Source organism: Pantoea phytobeneficialis, assembly GCF_009728735.1.
In the GTDB taxonomy this organism is placed as follows: domain Bacteria; phylum Pseudomonadota; class Gammaproteobacteria; order Enterobacterales; family Enterobacteriaceae; genus Pantoea; species Pantoea phytobeneficialis.
In genome coordinates, this window is the sequence record NZ_CP024636.1 from 3,139,476 (window position 1) to 3,156,816 (window position 17,341).

17 protein-coding genes are annotated in these 17,341 nt (G+C 57.9%); 10 read left to right on the forward strand and 7 right to left on the reverse strand.

The features are described from left to right. The first annotated feature begins 3 nt into the window (after positions 1 to 3). The 4 genes from mepA to CTZ24_RS14625 all read left to right on the forward strand — a co-directional run bounded on the left by mepA (position 4) and on the right by CTZ24_RS14625 (position 2,561). Positions 4 to 828, forward strand: coding sequence for a penicillin-insensitive murein endopeptidase (mepA, locus tag CTZ24_RS14610; protein WP_021185122.1), 825 nt, complete (start codon positions 4 to 6; stop codon positions 826 to 828). Positions 829 to 846: 18 nt separating this feature from the next. After that, a complete protein-coding gene (locus CTZ24_RS14615; protein WP_021185121.1) occupies positions 847 to 1,644 on the forward strand; it encodes a sulfite exporter TauE/SafE family protein in 798 nt (265 codons plus the stop codon). 67 nt (positions 1,645 to 1,711) lie between these two features. After that, positions 1,712 to 2,257: an elongation factor P hydroxylase gene (locus CTZ24_RS14620; protein ID WP_208723894.1), complete on the forward strand. Its 546-nt coding sequence runs from the start codon at positions 1,712 to 1,714 to the stop codon at positions 2,255 to 2,257. A gap of 22 nt (positions 2,258 to 2,279) precedes the next feature. After that, positions 2,280 to 2,561, forward strand: coding sequence for a YfcL family protein (locus CTZ24_RS14625; protein ID WP_036626867.1), 282 nt, complete (start codon positions 2,280 to 2,282; stop codon positions 2,559 to 2,561). Positions 2,562 to 2,594: 33 nt separating this feature from the next. Here CTZ24_RS14625 and mnmC read toward each other — a convergent pair whose 3' ends face one another. Continuing rightward, positions 2,595 to 4,610, reverse strand: a complete 2,016-nt coding sequence (mnmC, locus tag CTZ24_RS14630; RefSeq protein ID WP_208723895.1) for a bifunctional tRNA (5-methylaminomethyl-2-thiouridine)(34)-methyltransferase MnmC2/FAD-dependent 5-carboxymethylaminomethyl-2-thiouridine(34) oxidoreductase MnmC1 — start codon at positions 4,608 to 4,610, stop codon at positions 2,595 to 2,597. A 156-nt stretch (positions 4,611 to 4,766) separates the two neighbouring features. Between mnmC and fabB the strand changes: the two genes are divergently transcribed. Together fabB and CTZ24_RS14640 are read left to right on the forward strand one after the other, a co-directional pair. Next, a complete protein-coding gene (gene fabB, locus CTZ24_RS14635; protein WP_021185117.1) occupies positions 4,767 to 5,987 on the forward strand; it encodes a beta-ketoacyl-ACP synthase I in 1,221 nt (406 codons plus the stop codon). A gap of 210 nt (positions 5,988 to 6,197) precedes the next feature. Continuing rightward, positions 6,198 to 7,379 (forward strand): MFS transporter, encoded by a 1,182-nt coding sequence (locus CTZ24_RS14640; RefSeq protein WP_208723896.1) that lies wholly within the window; start codon positions 6,198 to 6,200, stop codon positions 7,377 to 7,379. Here CTZ24_RS14640 and pdxR read toward each other — a convergent pair. Further along, a complete protein-coding gene (gene pdxR, locus CTZ24_RS14645) occupies positions 7,342 to 8,781 on the reverse strand; it encodes a MocR-like pyridoxine biosynthesis transcription factor PdxR (protein ID WP_208723897.1) in 1,440 nt (479 codons plus the stop codon). The genes CTZ24_RS14640 and pdxR overlap by 38 nt on opposite strands. Positions 8,782 to 8,867: 86 nt before the next feature. On the opposite strand from pdxR, the gene CTZ24_RS14650 reads away from it, so the two are divergent. After that, positions 8,868 to 9,311 (forward strand): rhodanese-like domain-containing protein, encoded by a 444-nt coding sequence (locus CTZ24_RS14650; protein ID WP_208723898.1) that lies wholly within the window; start codon positions 8,868 to 8,870, stop codon positions 9,309 to 9,311. 1 nt (position 9,312) lies between these two features. Here the strand turns inward: CTZ24_RS14650 and flk are convergent, their stop codons facing one another. From flk to CTZ24_RS14670, 4 genes are all read right to left on the reverse strand, one after another. After that, complete coding sequence (gene flk, locus CTZ24_RS14655) at positions 9,313 to 10,338, reverse strand: flagella biosynthesis regulator Flk (protein ID WP_208723899.1); 1,026 nt, start codon at positions 10,336 to 10,338, stop codon at positions 9,313 to 9,315. Positions 10,339 to 10,444: 106 nt separating this feature from the next. Continuing rightward, entirely contained in the window at positions 10,445 to 11,953 is a 1,509-nt protein-coding gene (locus CTZ24_RS14660; RefSeq protein WP_208725563.1) for a tripartite tricarboxylate transporter permease, read from the reverse strand. Between the two features lie 12 nt (positions 11,954 to 11,965). Further along, positions 11,966 to 12,397, reverse strand: a complete 432-nt coding sequence (locus CTZ24_RS14665; protein ID WP_021185112.1) for a tripartite tricarboxylate transporter TctB family protein — start codon at positions 12,395 to 12,397, stop codon at positions 11,966 to 11,968. 9 nt (positions 12,398 to 12,406) lie between these two features. Further along, positions 12,407 to 13,384, reverse strand: coding sequence for a Bug family tripartite tricarboxylate transporter substrate binding protein (locus tag CTZ24_RS14670; protein ID WP_244633984.1), 978 nt, complete (start codon positions 13,382 to 13,384; stop codon positions 12,407 to 12,409). Positions 13,385 to 13,504: 120 nt separating this feature from the next. Between CTZ24_RS14670 and tctD the strand changes: the two genes are divergently transcribed. Together tctD and CTZ24_RS14680 are read left to right on the forward strand one after the other, a co-directional pair. Next, positions 13,505 to 14,176 (forward strand): transcriptional regulator TctD, encoded by a 672-nt coding sequence (gene tctD, locus CTZ24_RS14675; RefSeq protein ID WP_021185110.1) that lies wholly within the window; start codon positions 13,505 to 13,507, stop codon positions 14,174 to 14,176. After that, positions 14,167 to 15,546 carry a sensor histidine kinase gene (locus CTZ24_RS14680; RefSeq protein WP_208723901.1) on the forward strand — a complete coding sequence of 460 codons (1,380 nt, stop codon included), beginning with the start codon at positions 14,167 to 14,169 and terminating at the stop codon, positions 15,544 to 15,546. Before tctD ends, CTZ24_RS14680 begins: the two co-directional genes overlap by 10 nt. Here the strand turns inward: CTZ24_RS14680 and CTZ24_RS14685 are convergent. Further along, positions 15,533 to 16,438, reverse strand: coding sequence for a DMT family transporter (locus CTZ24_RS14685; protein WP_208723902.1), 906 nt, complete (start codon positions 16,436 to 16,438; stop codon positions 15,533 to 15,535). The genes CTZ24_RS14680 and CTZ24_RS14685 overlap by 14 nt on opposite strands. A gap of 95 nt (positions 16,439 to 16,533) precedes the next feature. Between CTZ24_RS14685 and CTZ24_RS14690 the strand changes: the two genes are divergently transcribed. Further along, positions 16,534 to 17,313: an AraC family transcriptional regulator gene (locus CTZ24_RS14690; protein WP_021185107.1), complete on the forward strand. Its 780-nt coding sequence runs from the start codon at positions 16,534 to 16,536 to the stop codon at positions 17,311 to 17,313. Positions 17,314 to 17,341: the final 28 nt, after the last annotated feature.

Consider the following 17,341-nt stretch of genomic DNA (forward strand, 5'->3'; position numbering starts at 1 on the left):
TCGATGCGTCGTCTGCTGCTTACCCTTGCCGCGCTGCTGTGTACCGCCGCCGTCAATGCTGCCACACCGTGGCAGCAAATTTATCAACCGATTAGCGGTGCGCCACAGTCAATTGGCAGTTTTGCCAATGGCTGCATCGTGGGTGCCCAACAATTGCCGTTGAACTCGCCCGATTACCAGGTGATGCGTCAGGACCAGCACCGCTATTTTGGTCATCCTGATTTGATCGCCTTTATTCAGCGTCTCAGCAACCAGGTGCATCAACTGCAACTGGGGCAGGTGTTGATTGGGGATATGGGTATGGCGGCAGGTGGACGTTTTAGCAGCGGTCACGCCAGCCACCAAACCGGGCTGGATGTCGATATCTGGTTGCAACTGCCACGCAATCGCTGGACGGCGCAGCAACTGTTAAAACCACAACCTCTCGACCTGGTCGCCCCGGATGGCAAGCAGGTGGTGGCGCGTCATTGGCAGCCGCAGATCGATAGCCTGATCAAACTGGCGGCGAAAGATGATGAAGTGACACGTATCTTCGTCAATCCGGCGATCAAAAAGCAGCTTTGCGCCGATGCAGGAAGCGATCGCGGCTGGCTGAATAAAGTGCGTCCGTGGTTTGCGCATCGCGCACATATGCATGTCCGACTGCGCTGCCCGCCGGGGAGTCTGGAGTGTCAGGATCAACCTGCGCCGCCTCCGGGAGACGGTTGTGGTGCGGAACTGGAAAGCTGGTTCCTGCCGAAACAGCCAGGCACCACGGCCCCGGTCAAAAAAGAACCGCCACCGCTGCCCGCTTCGTGTCAGGCATTGTTGGATAACCATCTGTTATAACAGGGATGTAACAACATTATGGAATGGTTTGTAGCCAGCCCTCTGGTGCTGGTGGTGTTATTTGGGGTCTCGGTGCTGGCGGCTTTTATTGATTCCATTGCCGGTGGGGGTGGCCTGTTGACCCTGCCGTCACTGCTGGCGGCCGGACTTTCCCCGGCCCAGGCGTTAGCCACCAATAAGCTGCAATCGGTCGGCGGCTCTTTCTCCGCCAGCCTGTACTTTGTGCGTCGTGGGGTAATTAACCTTCGAGCACAGCGCTTGAATATCGCCATGACCTTTATCGGCGCGATTTGCGGTGCGGTGCTGATCCAGCATATCAAGGCCGATATTCTGCGCCAGGTACTGCCGCTACTGCTGATCAGCATTGGCCTATGGTTCCTGCTGATGCCGCGTATTGGTGAGCAGGATCGTGCGCAGCGCCTGCACGGTTTGGCTTATGCGCTGGTGGGCGGGGGCTGTGTCGGTTTTTACGATGGCTTCTTCGGTCCCGGTGCCGGTTCCTTTTACGCGCTGGCTTTCGTCACCCTGTGTGGTTTTAATCTGGCTAAAGCGACCGCGCACGCCAAAATCCTCAATTTCACCTCCAACTTCGGCAGCCTGCTGTTCTTTATGTTTGGTGGCAAGGTGGTGTGGGGCACCGGCCTGATTATGCTGCTGGGTGCGTTTTGCGGTGCCAGACTCGGCGCGCGACTGGTGCTGAGCCGTGGTCAGAAACTGATCCGCCCGATGGTGGTGACGGTCTCTGCGGTGATGAGCGCCAAACTGTTATGGGATAGTCACGGCAGCGCATTGCTGGCATGGATGGCCACCCTGTGATCAAACACTCGTCAATACCGGCAGCCGATGCGACAATGACGCCGGTTTTCAACAGAACAATGACATCATGAGTACAACACACCATTACGAGCAGCTGATTAGCGTGTTCGATAGCTGCTTTCAGGACGAGTTTCAGACGCGTCTGGTTAAAGGCGACGACGAACCCATTTATCTTCCGGCAGATGAAACCTCACCGTGGCATCGCATCGTCTTTGCGCACGGTTTTTACGCCAGCGGCATGCATGAAATTTCCCACTGGTGTATCGCCGGTGAGGCGCGGCGTAAGCTGGTGGATTTCGGTTACTGGTATTGCCCGGACGGGCGTGATGCGCAGACGCAAAACCAGTTTGAATCGGTGGAGATTAAGCCGCAGGCGCTGGAGTGGATGTTTTGTATGGCGGCAGGCTTTCCCTTCAACGTAAGTTGTGACAATCTCGAAGGAGATTGTGAGCCAGATCGCATTGCGTTTCAGCGGAAGGTGCATACCCAGGTGATGACCTACCTTGAGCAAGGCATTCCGGCGCGCCCGGCACGGTTTATTCAGGCATTACGAGATTATTACGGCACCCCTGCGCTGACTGCGGCACAGTTTCCCTGGCCGGAAGATCTGTGACCATTAATGAAGGAAAATTGAGATGATCGTAGAATTTGAGTCACGCATTCTGGCGCTGATTGACGATATGGTGGATCACGCCAGTGACGACGAATTGTTTGCTGGCGGTTATCTGCGTGGACACCTGACGTTGGCGGTGGCCGAAATTGAACAAAGTGGCGAGCATACGCCGGAAGCGCTACAGATTCAGGTCACTAACAGCCTGCAAAAAGCCATCGCCGCCGGTGAGCTGTCACCACGCGACCAGGCGCTGGTAGTGGGTATGTGGGAAAACTTGTTTAACCAGGCGCGTCAGACCGTCTAAGCCGCTTCCGTAACGGCGCGATAAATCGCGCTGTTACGGGCGTCCTGCCTTCTTCCCTTTCAGCAGTTTCCTCACCCAGTAGCGATTCGGATTCAGTGCCGCCAGGGTAGTAACATCCAGCGGCTGCGGCTCGCCACTCATTTGTGCCGCCAGCACTTCTGCGGCCAGCGGTGCGCTGCACAAACCGCGCGACCCCAACGCCCCCAGCACAAACAATCCCGGGTACAACGGCGCGGTGGCGATAGTTTCCCCGCGTGCCCGCTGTTCTGCCAGCGTGGCGTACTGCGTCAGGGTGGCGTCATAGTCCGGCGCGCTACCGACCATCGGCAGATGGTCACGCGTGGCACATCGAACGCCGATACGCGCCTCGCTGCCGCTGACGTCGACTTTTTCAGGCCAGTCGGTGCCAGGCAGGCAATTGATCAGTCGCTGACGATTCTCCAACTGGTCATCGGCACGGTAATCCGTCGCGGTATCGCCACGATGGTAGCTGGCTCCGATACAGTGGGTCGCATAATTTGGACTGACCGGCGTGAGATAACCGTCATAGCACAACACGCTGCGTAATGCGCCTAACGCCGGGTGGCTCGGCACATGGCTGACCTGGCCCGCCACCGCATATACCGGTAGATCCTGGCTCTGCTCGATATCCAGCAACGCGTGACCATTTGCCAGCACCACCTGTTGATGCCGGACATCGTGCTGTTCAGCAAAACTCAGTGTCCAGCCGTCATCCTGCGATGTCAGCCGGGTCACACGATGCAGCCAGTGCACGCGTAATCCCAGCGTTTGCGCGTATTCAAGCAGGTTGCTGGTCAATTCTGACGGTGACAGCCAGCCACCGTGTGGGTAGTAAATGCCGCCCATTCCCAGCTCAACGCCTGCCAGCGCTTCTGCTGCTTCTTTATTAACACCGTAAGCGATGTCGTGCGGTAGCCCCATACTCAGCATCTGAGCGATTTTGTCAGCACTTTTCTCGTCCCAACCGAGTTGCAGCACGCCGCTCCAGTCATGTTCGAACGCCACCGGCAGTGCATCATAGATACGGCGGGCAAAGCTGAATGCAGCGGGGAAAAAGTTAGCCAGCGCCGGATCATGCTGATTGAGCAGCGGATACAGCGCTCCCTGACGATTACCCGATGCACCCAGCGCGGCCGCGGCATCGGCACAATAAAGGGTGACGTGCCAGCCACGGCGCAACAGCGCCAGCGCCAGTACCGCGCTGGCGACGCCACCGCCAATCAACGCCACCTCCTGGCCCGCCGCCTGCGGGCGTGCATACCAGGGCTGGCGCTGTGGCAGGGCGGGGGCATCAGGGAGTTGGCCGGTCAGCATCTCGCGTTTATGACCAAAACCTTTGCGTTTGCTGACGTGAAAACCCGCCTCCTGCAAACCGCGACGCACAAAACCGGCCGAGGTGAAGGTCGCCAGCGTACCGCCAGGACGTGCCATGCGTGCCATCGCGGCAAATAATCCTGCTGTCCACATCTCCGGATTCTTCGCCGGGGCGAAGCCATCGAGGAACCACGCATCTACCTGACGATGCAGACTGTCATCAAAGGTATCAATTAGCGCGTTAATATCGCCTAACCACAGGTCCAGGGTGACCTCACCGCCGCCAAACAGCAGACGCTGGCAACCCGCCAATGGCGCGGGCCATTGCTGCTGCAACAGTTCGGCCCAGGGGTGAAGTTCTGGCCAGTGCGCATGCGCTGCGACCAGATCCTGCTGCGTCAGCGGGAATTTCTCACAGCTGATAAAGTGCAGGCGTTTCAGGTGGGCTGTTGGGTGCTGGCGGCGAAAATGGTCGAAGGCTTGCCATAAGGTCAGGAAGTTAAGCCCGGTGCCAAAGCCGCTTTCCGCCACGATAAACAGGTCGCGATCGTGATCGTGGAAGCGTTGCGGCAGGCCATTGCCATTGAGAAACACATAGCGTGTCTCCTCCAGACCATTGTCGTTGGAGAAATAAACGTCGTCGAAGGCTTGCGAAACAGGTGTACCCTGTTCGTTCCAGTTAAGTTGTGCGTGTTCAACCGGGGATAACTTCAAGGGAAAGGCTCATTTTTCAGGCAGTGGCGTGATTTTAGCGAGTGCCGTCACATGACGCAAATTTACAAAAGGAAATGGCTGATCGGACTTGTTCGGCTTACAACTGTAAGCTAGAGTGCACGTCAATCCAAAAGAAGTGGAATGAGGACTATTTGAATGAAACGTGCAGTGATTACTGGCCTGGGTATCGTTTCCAGCATTGGTAATAACCAGCAAGAGGTGCTGGCATCTCTGCGTGAAGGCCGTTCTGGCATTACTTTCTCCGAAGAGATGAAAGAAGCCGGTATGCGCAGCCACGTATGGGGTAATGTAAAACTGGATACGAACGGGCTTATCGATCGCAAAATCGTGCGTTTTATGAGTGATGCCTCCATTTACGCTTACCTTTCTATGGCCGAAGCGATCAAAGATTCTGGCCTGACCGAAGAGCAGTATCAGAGCAACCCACGCGTGGGTCTGATCGCCGGTTCTGGCGGTGGTTCTCCGCGTTTCCAGGTCTTCGGTGCTGACGCGATGCGTAGCCCGCGTGGCCTGAAAGCCGTTGGCCCGTACGTGGTGACCAAAGCGATGGCCTCTGGCGTTTCCGCTTGTCTGGCAACACCGTTCAAAATCCACGGCGTTAACTACTCAATCAGCTCCGCCTGTGCTACCTCGGCACACTGCATCGGTAATGCGGTTGAGCAGATTCAATTGGGCAAACAGGATGTGGTATTTGCTGGCGGCGGCGAAGAACTGAGCTGGGAAATGGCCTGTGAGTTCGATGCGATGGGCGCACTCTCCACCAAATACAACGAAACCCCGGAAAAAGCCTCTCGTACTTATGATGCGAACCGTGATGGTTTCGTTATCGCTGGCGGCGGCGGTATGGTGGTGGTTGAAGAGCTGGAACACGCACTGGCGCGTGGCGCGCATATCTATGCCGAAATCGTTGGCTACGGCGCAACCTCTGATGGTGCGGATATGGTCGCACCGTCAGGTGAAGGCGCAGTGCGCTGCATGAAGATGGCGATGCAGGGTCTTGATACCCCGATCGACTACCTCAACAGCCACGGTACTTCTACCCCGGTTGGTGATGTGAAAGAGCTGGGTGCGATTCGCGAAGTGTTCGGTGATAACACGCCGTACATCTCCGCTACCAAAGCCATGACCGGTCACTCACTGGGTGCGGCGGGCGTGCAGGAAGCGATCTACACCCTGCTGATGCTGGAACACAGCTTCATCGCACCAAGCATCAACGTGGAAGAGCTGGACGACGCGGCGAAAGGCATGAACATCGTTACTCAGCCGACGGAAAAAGCGTTGACCACCGTGATGTCCAACAGCTTCGGCTTTGGTGGCACCAACGCCACCCTGACGATGCGTAAATATCACGCATAAGATTCAGTACCAGAATGCCACGAGGGCCGGTTAATCCGGCCCTCGCTGTTTTGACATTCTCCGTTTCGCTTGCCACAATCTATCCCCTCATCGCGTAATACGTAAGCGTTCACGTTAACCAACGCACCCGTTTCTGTTAATTACAGAAGACGTGCGTGTGTCTGGTTTTCGCCTGCATGGCACGTCTCAGAACAAGGAGTTACGTCCATTATGTCTACTGCTGCCGATGCGCAGACGCAATCTGTGTTTCCTTTAGCCTGCACCTCCTTTGCGGTGTTTCTCACTTATCTGACGGCGGGGCTCGCGCTGCCGGTCATCCCGCTGTATGTCCACCAGGAGCTGGGCATGAACAACGTCATGGTTGGTGTGGCGGTGGGGATTCAGTTCTTTGCCACCTTGCTGACACGCAGTTTTGCCGGACGGCGGGCCGATCAGCACGGTGCTAAGCTCACTACCCAACATGGCATGATCGCCATTGCGCTGGTCGGCGTGGCCTATCTGGCGGCAGCGCTGTTGCCGGTGTCGCCGTGGGCAAAGTTTGGCCTGTTGGCGATTGGCCGTCTGCTGCTCGGTTTTGGTGAAAGCCTGCTGCTGACGGGTAATCTCACCTGGGGCATGGGGTTGGTTGGCAGTCGGCGATCCGGACTGGTGATGTCGTGGAATGGTATGGCGATTTATGGGTCGCTGGCCGCCGGTGCGCCGCTTGGGTTGCTGGTTCATCAATACGCCGGATTTGCTGCCCTGGGGGGGGTGGCGCTGTTGTTGCCGTTACTGGCGCTGGCATTAAATAGCTGGATCGCCCCAGTACCGGTAATGGGCGGTGAACGACCTTCGCTGTTTAGTGTGGTGAAAACCATCTTTCAGCCTGGCCTGGCGCTGGCGTTGCAGGGCACCGGCTTTGCGGTAATCGGCACCTTTACCTCGTTGTACTTTGCCGCCCAGCAGTGGGGCAATGCCGGTCTGGCACTCACCGCTTTTGGTTGTGCTTTTGTGCTGGTGCGGGTGTTCTTTGGCGGCCTGCCGGACCGCCACGGCGGAACGCGGGTGGCGATGGTTTCGCTGTTGGTTGAAGCCGCGGGTCTGACGCTGTTGGCACTGGCCGGACAGGGCTGGGTAGCCCTGCTGGGCGCTGCGTTGACTGGCAGTGGTTGTTCGCTGATCTTCCCGGCACTGGGTGTTGAGGTGATAAAACGCGTCTCACCGCAGATTCGCGGCACCGCGCTGGGTGGTTTCTCTGCGTTCCAGGATATCGCTTACGGTGCCAGCGGTCCGTTGACCGGTTTGCTGGCAACGGCGCTGGGCTATGGCTCGGTCTATGCGGCGGGTGCCTGTTGTGCGGTGCTGGGTATCATGGTCACCTGGCGTTTTGCCCGCAGCGCGACAGCAGCGTAACCAGCTTGTCACAGGCGCTGACGATCTCACCGGGCGTCAGCGCGGCAAAACCCAATATCCAACCCGGCTGCCGCGTCTGTCCGGCATAGAGCGGGGACAGGCGCGGCAGCAACAATCCCTGTGCTTGTCCCTGAGTGGTTAATGCTGCTTCATCCCCCTGCAATAAACGCACTGTCAGTTGTAAACCGCCCGCTGCTGGCAACGGTGTCAGCCAGGGGGCGCAGCGTGTGGTGAGTTGTTGCAACAGCACATCACGACGGCTGTGGTACAACTGACGCATCAGGCGCAAATGGCTGGCGAAATGTCCCTGCTGGATAAATTCGGCGGTGATCGCCTGCGGCAGCAACGCGCCGTGTCCATCCAATACGCTACGCGCGCGGCCCAGCGCATCCACCAATGCAGGAGGCACCACCATCCACGCCAGACGCAGCGAAGGAAACAAGGTTTTGGAAAAGGTGCCAAGGCTGATTACCCGGCTATCCGCTTCCAGCCCCTGTAACGCGGGCTGAGGGCGTTCGTCGTAGTGAAATTCGCTGTCATAATCATCCTCAATCAACCAGCTATCCTGCTGACGCGCCCAGGCCAGCCATGCAAGGCGACGCGCCAGACTCATCGGTGTCCCGGTCGGATAATGGTGTGACGGGGTGAGATAGACCAGCTTTGCGCTGCCCTCGAGTGGCACGGCTCCGGCTTCATCCAACGGCATCGCCCGGCAGCGGGCTCCGGCAGCGAGAAACGCATTCCGAGCGCCGGGATAGCCCGGCTCCTCCAGCCAGACATCGTCGCCGCTATCCAGAAACATCAATGCCAGCAGTTGCAGCGCCTGTTGCGAACTGGTCAGAATCAACACCTGTTCGGCGCTACAGCGTACTCCGCGTGACAGCGCCAGATAATCGGCCAGTGCCTGCCGCAGAGGCGCATAACCGCAGGGATCGCCATAGCCCATGACTTTGCTGGCGAGTGAACGTTGCACGCTGGCGCTGATACGCCGCCATTGCGTATGCGGAAAGGCGCGCAATTCCGGTGAACCGGCGGCAAAAGCGTGGGGAAAGGGCGGGTCTTGACAACCCCCGGTCGCCAGCACCTGGCTGCCGCGCGCCGAGAAACGCAGGCCGTTGCGCGGCTGGACGGTCGGTGCGCGCTGTGGCATGGCAATCGCGACAAACGTACCGCGTCCACTATGGCGTTGCAGATAACCTTCACTCTCCAGTTGGGCATAGGCGGCTTCGACCGTCACCCTGGAGAGGCCGAGGTCAGTGGCGAGCTGGCGGCTGGAAGGGACTTTCTGGCCGTAGCGCAGATGACCGCTGGCAATTGCCTGACGCAGCGTGCCGCATAACCGATCGCGCAGACCGCCCTGGCTTTGATGGCTGAACAGGGTCAGCAAAGGTGAAGAGGTCATTGTGGTCTTATCATCGGATGAAAAGTGGTATCAATATGCAGACCACTTTGCCTTACACTGAAGGAAATTCAAAGCAGGAGAATACGATGTCATCTGTCTTAGCCTTCCCCCCGGCCAGCCCCTCTGCCAGCCTGGCGTATCTGCAACATAAGCTGGCGTACTACACCGACGCCTGGGACTTAGCCGAAGATATGGCGAACGGTTGTGAGGCGATCGTGGTGTTTGATGCCCGATCGGATGCGGTGTATCAGGCCGGGCATCTTTGTGGCGCGATCTCGTTCCCGCACCGCACGATCAACGCCGCCACCACCGCGCATCTGGATCGGCAAAAAGTCTACATCACCTATTGCGACGGCATTGGCTGCAATGGCTCGACCAAGGCGGCGCTGAAGCTGGCGGCATTAGGCTTTCAGGTGAAGGAACTGATTGGCGGGCTGGATTTCTGGAAGCGTGATGGTCACCCGATGGCATGGGGCAGTGCGCCGGGCGAATGGCCTGCGGCGGCACCGGCTGCATCGTGCGGCTGTTAAATCACAGAAAAACCCATAGCAGGAAAATAAACACTACCAGCGCCAGGCTCAGGGTCAACGCTGGGCGCTGCGCCAGCGGCGCAGGCAGTTGGCTAACCCACGGCGCCCAGATCGGTTGAGGGTGCAGTTCGCTGCCAGCCAGCGGCTGTTCCAGGTTTTTCTCGGCGCGACGGCTGAACAGCAGATTCAGTAAGTCCTGTGTTTGCGCTGGGGTCAGTACCATCTGCGGTGTGGCCTGGAAACGTTGTTGGCTGTAATCCTCCAGCAGGCGTTGTTCGCTGGGGGTTAACGGCTGTTTGAGCGAGCTTTCCAGCATGTGCAGTGTTGGCGCGCTCTGTTGGCTCAACGTTTGCCGCACCTGTAAATATTGCGTCAGCAGTGGGAAGTGACGTGACGGGATCGGGTCGCCACTCTTCAGATTCACCAGCTTCAGCACGTCTTCCAGCACTTTAACCGGCGATTCGCCGGTACTGGCGGCAAGACGCGTTACTTGCTGATTCAGCGCCTGATGCTCAGCCGGCAGCAGGGTGCGATCGCTGCTGCGCGTTTGTTGCGGCTGCGGGATGGCCATCTGACCGTTTTGCAACATGGTCAGCACCTGACGCAATTGATCCGGCGACAACGCACTCAGCACCGTCTGATTAAACTGCTGGCGGATAAAGTCGCTCACCGCCTGACGGTTATTACCCTGCGGCAGTTTTTCCAGCAATTGCTGCAACAGCTGGCGCGTGGCGTGGCTGTCCTGCACTTGCGTCAGGCGGCTGTTGAGATGCTGCTCAGCAGCGGGAAAATGGCGCGATTGCAGTTCCGCATCATTCTTTACGCCAACTTCATGACGGACGCCAGCCCACAGTTCCGGGGCTTTCAGGGTGCTGAGCGACATGATACGCACAATCAGACGTTCCAGTGTGGTGCGCTGGGCAGGGCTTAATGGCTGCTCGCCAGCGGGGCCACCGGGACGGCCAGTTGCGTTGGTGAGAGGGGAACGATCGCCCGCGGGCACACCGGGACCGCTAATAGGTTGCATGGCGGAATCCTTGAAAACCGAGTCAGATCCGGGTGCGCCGGAAAAACGAGGCCATATGATAGCAAATGCCCCCGGGAAATCCACGGGGGCAGCAGAGGGCAGGGAATTATTTTACCTCGACCAGTTTCACACGTTTACGTCGCCAGCGTTTCCAGATGGGGGGAACGATCAGCACCGCCACGGCCAACACCAGCAGCACTTTGCAGATCAGGCTTTCCCACAGAATCGGCAGGTTGCCGTTGCTGATCGACAACGCGCGTCGCAGGTTTTGCTCCAGCATCTCCCCCAGCACAAAGCCAAGGATCAACGGTGACATCGGGAAATCCATCTTGCGCAGGATGTAACCAAAAATCCCCAGTCCCACCATCAACAGTAAGTCAAAGGTGGTACTGTGCACCGCATAGACGCCCACCGCGGAAATTGCCGCAATCGCCGGCACCAAAAACCACAGCGGAATGGTCAGCATGCGCGCGAACAGGTTAATCATCGGGATGTTCATAATCAGCAACATCACGTTGCCAATCAGCAGCGCGGCGATCAATCCCCAGACAATATCCGGCTGCTCGGTGAACATCGCCGGACCGGGGGTGATGTTGTACAACGTCAGCGCGCCGACCATCACCGCCGTGGTGCCGGAACCGGGAATGCCCAGCGTCAGCATCGGGATAAACGAACCGCAGGCCGAGGCGTTATTGGCCGCTTCCGGGGCGGCCACGCCGCGAATGTCCCCTTTACCAAACTGATCGCTGCCGCTGATCTTTTTCTCGGTCATGTAGGCGATGGCGCTGGCAATGGTTGCTCCGGCACCGGGTAACACGCCGACAAAGAAGCCGATAAAAGAGGCACGCAGGGTCGCTCCGGTCGACATCGCCGCCTCTTTCATGTTGAACAGCATCCGGCCGCTGGCGCGCACCATCTTCTGACCGCTGCTGGTGGATTCCAGCATCAGCAGAATTTCGCTCACCGAGAACAGGCCAATCACCACCACCACGAACTGAATACCGTCGGAGAGATGCACGCTGTCGAAGGTGAAGCGATAGACGCCGGTGTTGGCATCAACGCCCACCGTTGCCATTCCCAATCCCATCAACGCGGCGAGGAACGACTTCAGTGGGTTGTGGCTCATCATGCTGCCGAGGCAGGCGATAGCGAACACCATCAAGGCGAAATACTCCGCCGGACCAAAGGCCAGCGACCAGTTTGCCAGCAAAGGGGCGAACAAGATGATGCCGATGATGGCGATGGTGGAGCCAATAAACGAACTGACGGCCGAAATCGATAGCGCCACCCCGGCTTTGCCCTGTTGTGCCATGGGATAGCCATCCAGCGCGGTCATAATCGCTCCGGCATCGCCCGGCACATTTAGCAGAATCGACGAAATGCGACCGCCGTATTCACAGCCGATATACACCGTCGCCAGCAGGATCAGCGCCGATTCCGCCGGTAAGTGCAGGGCAAATGCCAATGGCATCAGAATTGCCACGCCGTTAATTGGCCCAAGTCCCGGCAGCAGTCCGACAATGGTGCCGATAAAGCAGCCGATCAGGGCGATCATCAGGTTTTCCGGCGTCATGGCGACGGCGAAACCCTGCATCAGAAAAGACCAGGTATCCATCATAATCTCCCGTTAACTGAACCAACTGCCGACCGGCAGCGTGACATCCAGCAGATGATCGAAGGCGTAAAACAGTGCGATGCCCATCACGCCACCAGAAATCACCGCTGCCCACCAGCGTGCGCCAAACAGCAGACCGATGCCGAAGGTCAACAGGGTGGTGCAGAGGGCAAACCCCATGCGTTCAAACAGCCAGCCATACAGCATCAACATCAGACACAGGACAATAAGTTTTCTCAGTGTGGCTGGCGCGGGCCAATGTATGGCATCCGGTTGGCGCAACAGCATCAACACCGAACACAAGGCCATCAGGCCGAGCAGCAGCATCGGGAAGGGGCGGGGCCCGACCGGTTCGTAGCTGTATTCGCTTTGAATCTGCCAGGCGATAAACAACCCGGCGATACACAGCAACAGCCAGACGGAGGCAAAAATACGATCGCTCATATAGCCCCCTTATTTCGCCAGACCGAACGATTTAGCCTGTTCACGATAGGTGGCGACCTGTTTTTTTACATACGCGTCTAACTCGCTGCCAAACATGTTGAACTCAAACAGGCCGCGCATATCACGCTGCTGCTGGAACTCTTTGGTGGTCACCAGCTTTTTGAACGCATCCTCCCACCATTGATAATCGGCATCGCTCACTTTTGGCCCCAGGTAGTAACCACGGATAATCGGCCATTCAACGTTGAAGCCCTGTTCTTTGGCGGTGGGGATTTGCGCCAGTTCGCCCGGCAAACGTTTGTCAGCCATCACGGCCAGAACACGCATTTTGCCACTCTGCAAATGGGGTACCATTTCGCTCATATCGCCGGAGACCACCTGGATATGGTTGCCAAGCAACGCTGTAACGGGTTCACCACCGCCTTCAAAGGCGACATAACGCATTTTGCGGGGATCGATACCGGCTTCACGCGCCAGCAGCGCGGTTTTCATCCAGTCCTGGCTACCAATGGAGGCGCCAGCGCCTACCACCACTTTGGTGGGGTCCTGTTTCATTGCTTCCATCAATTCACCGAGGGTTTTCCACGGCGCATCGTCGCGCACCGCGACCATGCCGTAATCAGTGCCAATCGCCGCCAACCATTTCACGTCGTCCACCGAATAACGACCAAACTTGCCTTGTGACAGGTTAAGCAGAGAACCCCCTGAGTAGGCGACAAGGGTGCCCGCTTCTGCCGGACGCTGGGCAATGATGGCATTGTAGGCGACGGCACCCACGCCACCAGGCATATAGGTCACGCGCATCGGTGTGGTGATTTGCCCAGTTTCTTGCAGGGACACCTGCAACAATTTGCAGGTCAGATCAAAACCACCACCCGGTTTCGCGGGGGCGATACATTCAGTGCGTTCTGGTGCAGCGGCAAAAACTGACGACATTGACAAGACCAGCAGGCCTGCGGTGAGGCTGGTGCGAATAGTATTTTTCATTGGTCGCTCCATAGTAGGTTTCAGAGTGTGATACCCGCCGAAGAATCGCGGTTAATGAATTGTTAAGGCCCGAGCCTTTCATTTACCTTTCATTCATCGGGAAAAATGGCGGGGTGTGACATGCGTCTCTTACTGGTGGAAGACACGGTTGAGCTGGCGGGTTGGTTGCAAAAAGCGCTGACGCAAAAAGGATTTGCGGTTGATTGGGTCGCCGATGGCGTGGCGGCAGATCATGTTCTGCAAACCGAAGAGTATGCGTTGGTGGTGCTGGATGTGACGTTGCCGCGGATGAATGGTCTGGAAGTCCTGGCGCGTTTGCGTCGACGTGAGCAGAAAGTGCCGGTTCTGCTGCTGACTGCCCGTAGCGCGTTGGCGCAACGGGTTCAGGGTTTGAATGCCGGTGCAGATGATTATCTCACCAAACCTTTTGAGCTGGATGAGCTGGAGGCGCGCTTGCGCGCTTTGCTGCGGCGCGGCCAGGGGCAGTTAGCGCAATCACAGGTGATTGGTCAGTTGGAGCGGGATAACCAGGGCTGCTTCATGTTGAACCGTAAACCGCTGCGCCTGACGCCGCGCGAAGCGAGTGTGCTGACGACCCTGATGCGCCGACCGGGTCATCCGGTATCCCGCCAACATCTGTATGAACAGACCTTTACGCTGTGTGATGAAGCCAGTCAGGAGTCGATTGAGTTATATGTCCATCGGGTACGCAAAAAACTGGCGGGCAGCGATGTGGCGATCGTGACGCTGCGCGGATTAGGTTACAGCCTTGAGTGCCAGCAATGCGGTTGATCCACTCATTACGCGGCGAGTTGTTGTTGTGGCTGGGGGTCCCGCTGTTGCTGCTGTGGGGATTATCGGTCTACACCCACTATCAAAGCGCGTTGCATGCTGCGAATCAGGCTTATGACCGCTCCCTGCTGGCCTCGGCAAGGACCGTTGCGGAACGCTTGGAAGTGCGGGAAAAGCGTATTCGCGTCGATGTCCCCTGGGTGGTGCTGGATAGCTTTGAACGCAATATGAATGACCAGTTGTTCTATCAGGTGATCTCGCCAGAGGGGGAGACGCTGTCCGGTTACGATGATCTCCCCCCGTTACCCGCGACGGCCCCGCGATCGGACGCCTTTCCGGCGCTGGTGCATTTCTATGACGCGCGTTATCACCTGCAACCGATTCGTGTTGCTGCCCTGTGGCAACCGGTTAGTGACGAGGGCGTGCAGGGCATGGCGCTGGTGCTGGTGGCGGAGACGCTCAATTCACGCCATGCCTTTGCGGAAGGCTTGCTACGTACGGCGTTGATCAGCCAAAGTATTCTGGTGCTGATAACCTTGCTGTTGGCGGGGTGGCTGCTGCGCAAGGTGTTGCGGCCGCTGCGGCGCTTGTCGCGACTGGTGTTGCGGCGTGCTCCCGGTGAACTGACGCCGCTGCCGTCGCTGCTGCCGTGGTCGGAGCTACAACCGCTCATCATCGCCTTCAACCGTCATCTGGAGCGTTTACGCGGCCTGCTGGCACGCCAGGAACGCTTCAGCGCTGATGTTTCACACCAATTACGCACTCCGCTTACTATTCTGAAAACGCAGGTGGGGGTGGCGTTGAACAGTGACGATCCACAGCAATGGCGCGAAAGCCTGCAAGGCATGCGCCACACGCTGGATGACACCGTTCAGTTAACCGACCGGTTGTTGCAACTGGCGCAGATCAAGGCGCGCCACGGTGAAGATAAAGCAATGGCGCGTGTTGATCTGGCGGCGATTGTGCAGCAGGCGTGTTTAAGCGGCTATGCGGCGGCGCGGCATAAACAGATCGATCTGGGGTATGAAGGGGCCAGTCAGCTCGAGGTGCAGGGCGACGTGTTGCTGCTGGCGGAGTTGTGCGCCAATTTACTGGATAATGCCATCAAGTACACACCGGCGCACGGCACCGTCACGGCAAGAATCAGTGCGATGGGGCTGGAGATTGAAGACAGCGGTCCGGGGATTGAGGAAGCGTATCAGCAGCAGGCGCTGCAACCGTTTTCCCGGTTGGATCATGGTCAGCAGCAGCCTGGTGCGGGGATCGGGCTGGCGCTGGTGAAGGATATCTGCACCTGGCACGGGGCGCAGTTGACTCTGGATCGTAGCCCGCAGTTGGGCGGGCTACGGGTGACCATCAGTTTCCGCTGACGGGGGGCGTCACGGCGCGGGCGCGGCGCAGTGGCGTACGCAGGCGTTGTGCCAGAATCACCCCCACCAGCGTCATGCCGCCGCCAATCCAGTGATATGCATGCAGTTGTTCATGCAGGAACAACACGGCAATGATGGCGGTAAACACCGGCACAAAATTCATAAAGATGCTGGTGGTACTGGCGCCCAGACGCTGCACGCCGAGGATCCACAGGAAGGGGGCGATGATCGACGCGAACAGCCCGGCAAACAGCACCAGTGGGATATTGTGCGTGTTGAGTGACACATCGGGCGCGCGCAGAAAACCGGGCAACAGCAACAACACACCAAAGAAAATCTGCACATACAGGCTTTGCCAGGTGGGCAACGGGATTGCCCAACGTTTGGTGAGCACACCGTACAACGCGTATGAAGTTGACGCCGCCAGCATCATTAACTCCCCGTTGCCGAGGCGCTGATTCAGCAGTTGCGCCGGATTTCCGGCGCTTACCAGCCACACCAGACCGACAAACGACAACAGCCCGCCAAACAAAATGCCGCGCGTCGGTGCCAGGCGCAACACCACCAGGCTGAGCAGAATGGTCAGCAGTGGAATAGTCGCGCCCAGAATCCCCATCATGACCGCCGACACGCTGTGCGCCGCATAATAGGCAAGGCTTTGATACAGCACCATGCCGAGCAGGCCGAGGATCAGTAAACGCCCGCTACTGGCAACAATCTGGCGACGATGACGCCAGACACCCGGTAGCGCAAACGGGGTCAACACCGCCAGCGCCAGAATCCAGCGATAAAACGAGATCGCGGCAGGATCGATGCTACCGGCGGAGAGTTTGCTCACGATGGTGTTGATTGACCAAATCAGCACCGCCACCAGCGGAAACAGAAAGTTCATCGTACAGCTCCTGAAAGTAAACGCGAACAGTTTACGTTTGACCGGTTTAGAACAGATAACTAAAATCGGACAAAAATCATTAATGACCGGACAGAATGAATTTACAGGTTGAGTATCAGCCACCCGTCGATGCCTCGCAGCTGCGCTACTTTATGCGTTTCGAACAGGCCAATGCTAAAACCGAATATCTGCCGCACGCCCACGCCTGGGGACAGGTGATTTTCGTTAAAAGCCATGTACTGGAGATGGAGGTGGAAGGGGAACGCCTGCTGACGCCAGCAGATATGCCGATCTGGATCCCTTCGGGCCAGCGCCACAGCAGCTATAACCATCGTCAGTCGCTGTTCCGCACGTTCAATCTGGCGGCGGATTTGTGCGACGGCTTACCCCAACAGGCCTGCCTGCTCAATGTTGATGCCATTGTTCATGCCATTATGGACGAGTTTGCCCGGCGTGAGCTGGAGCAGCCGCACAGCGCAGCAGACTGGCGTTTGTGTGAGGTTTTAGTGGATCGGCTACGTCTTGCGCCGGTACATAAAAGTTACCTGCCTGGCTCGAATGACAAACTGCTCGCTCCGATCCTGCACGCCTTGCAGGCACACCCCGGTGATAACACCACGCTGGCACAATGGGCGAAGCGCGTGTTTACCACCGAGCGTACGCTGGCGCGACGTTGTCAGCAGCAGCTGAATATGTCGTTTAGCGAGTGGCGGCAGCGCCTGCGTTTTTTACGCGCTATCACCCTGCTGGAGCAGGGCATCAGCGTGCAGGCCATCGCCCATGAGCTGGGCTACAGCTCCGCTTCGGCGCTGATTGTGATGTTTCAGCATCAGGCGGGCACAACACCGGATCGCTATCGCAGCCGGTTAGGTTAATCAAAGGCTTTGTGCCAGAATATGGCCC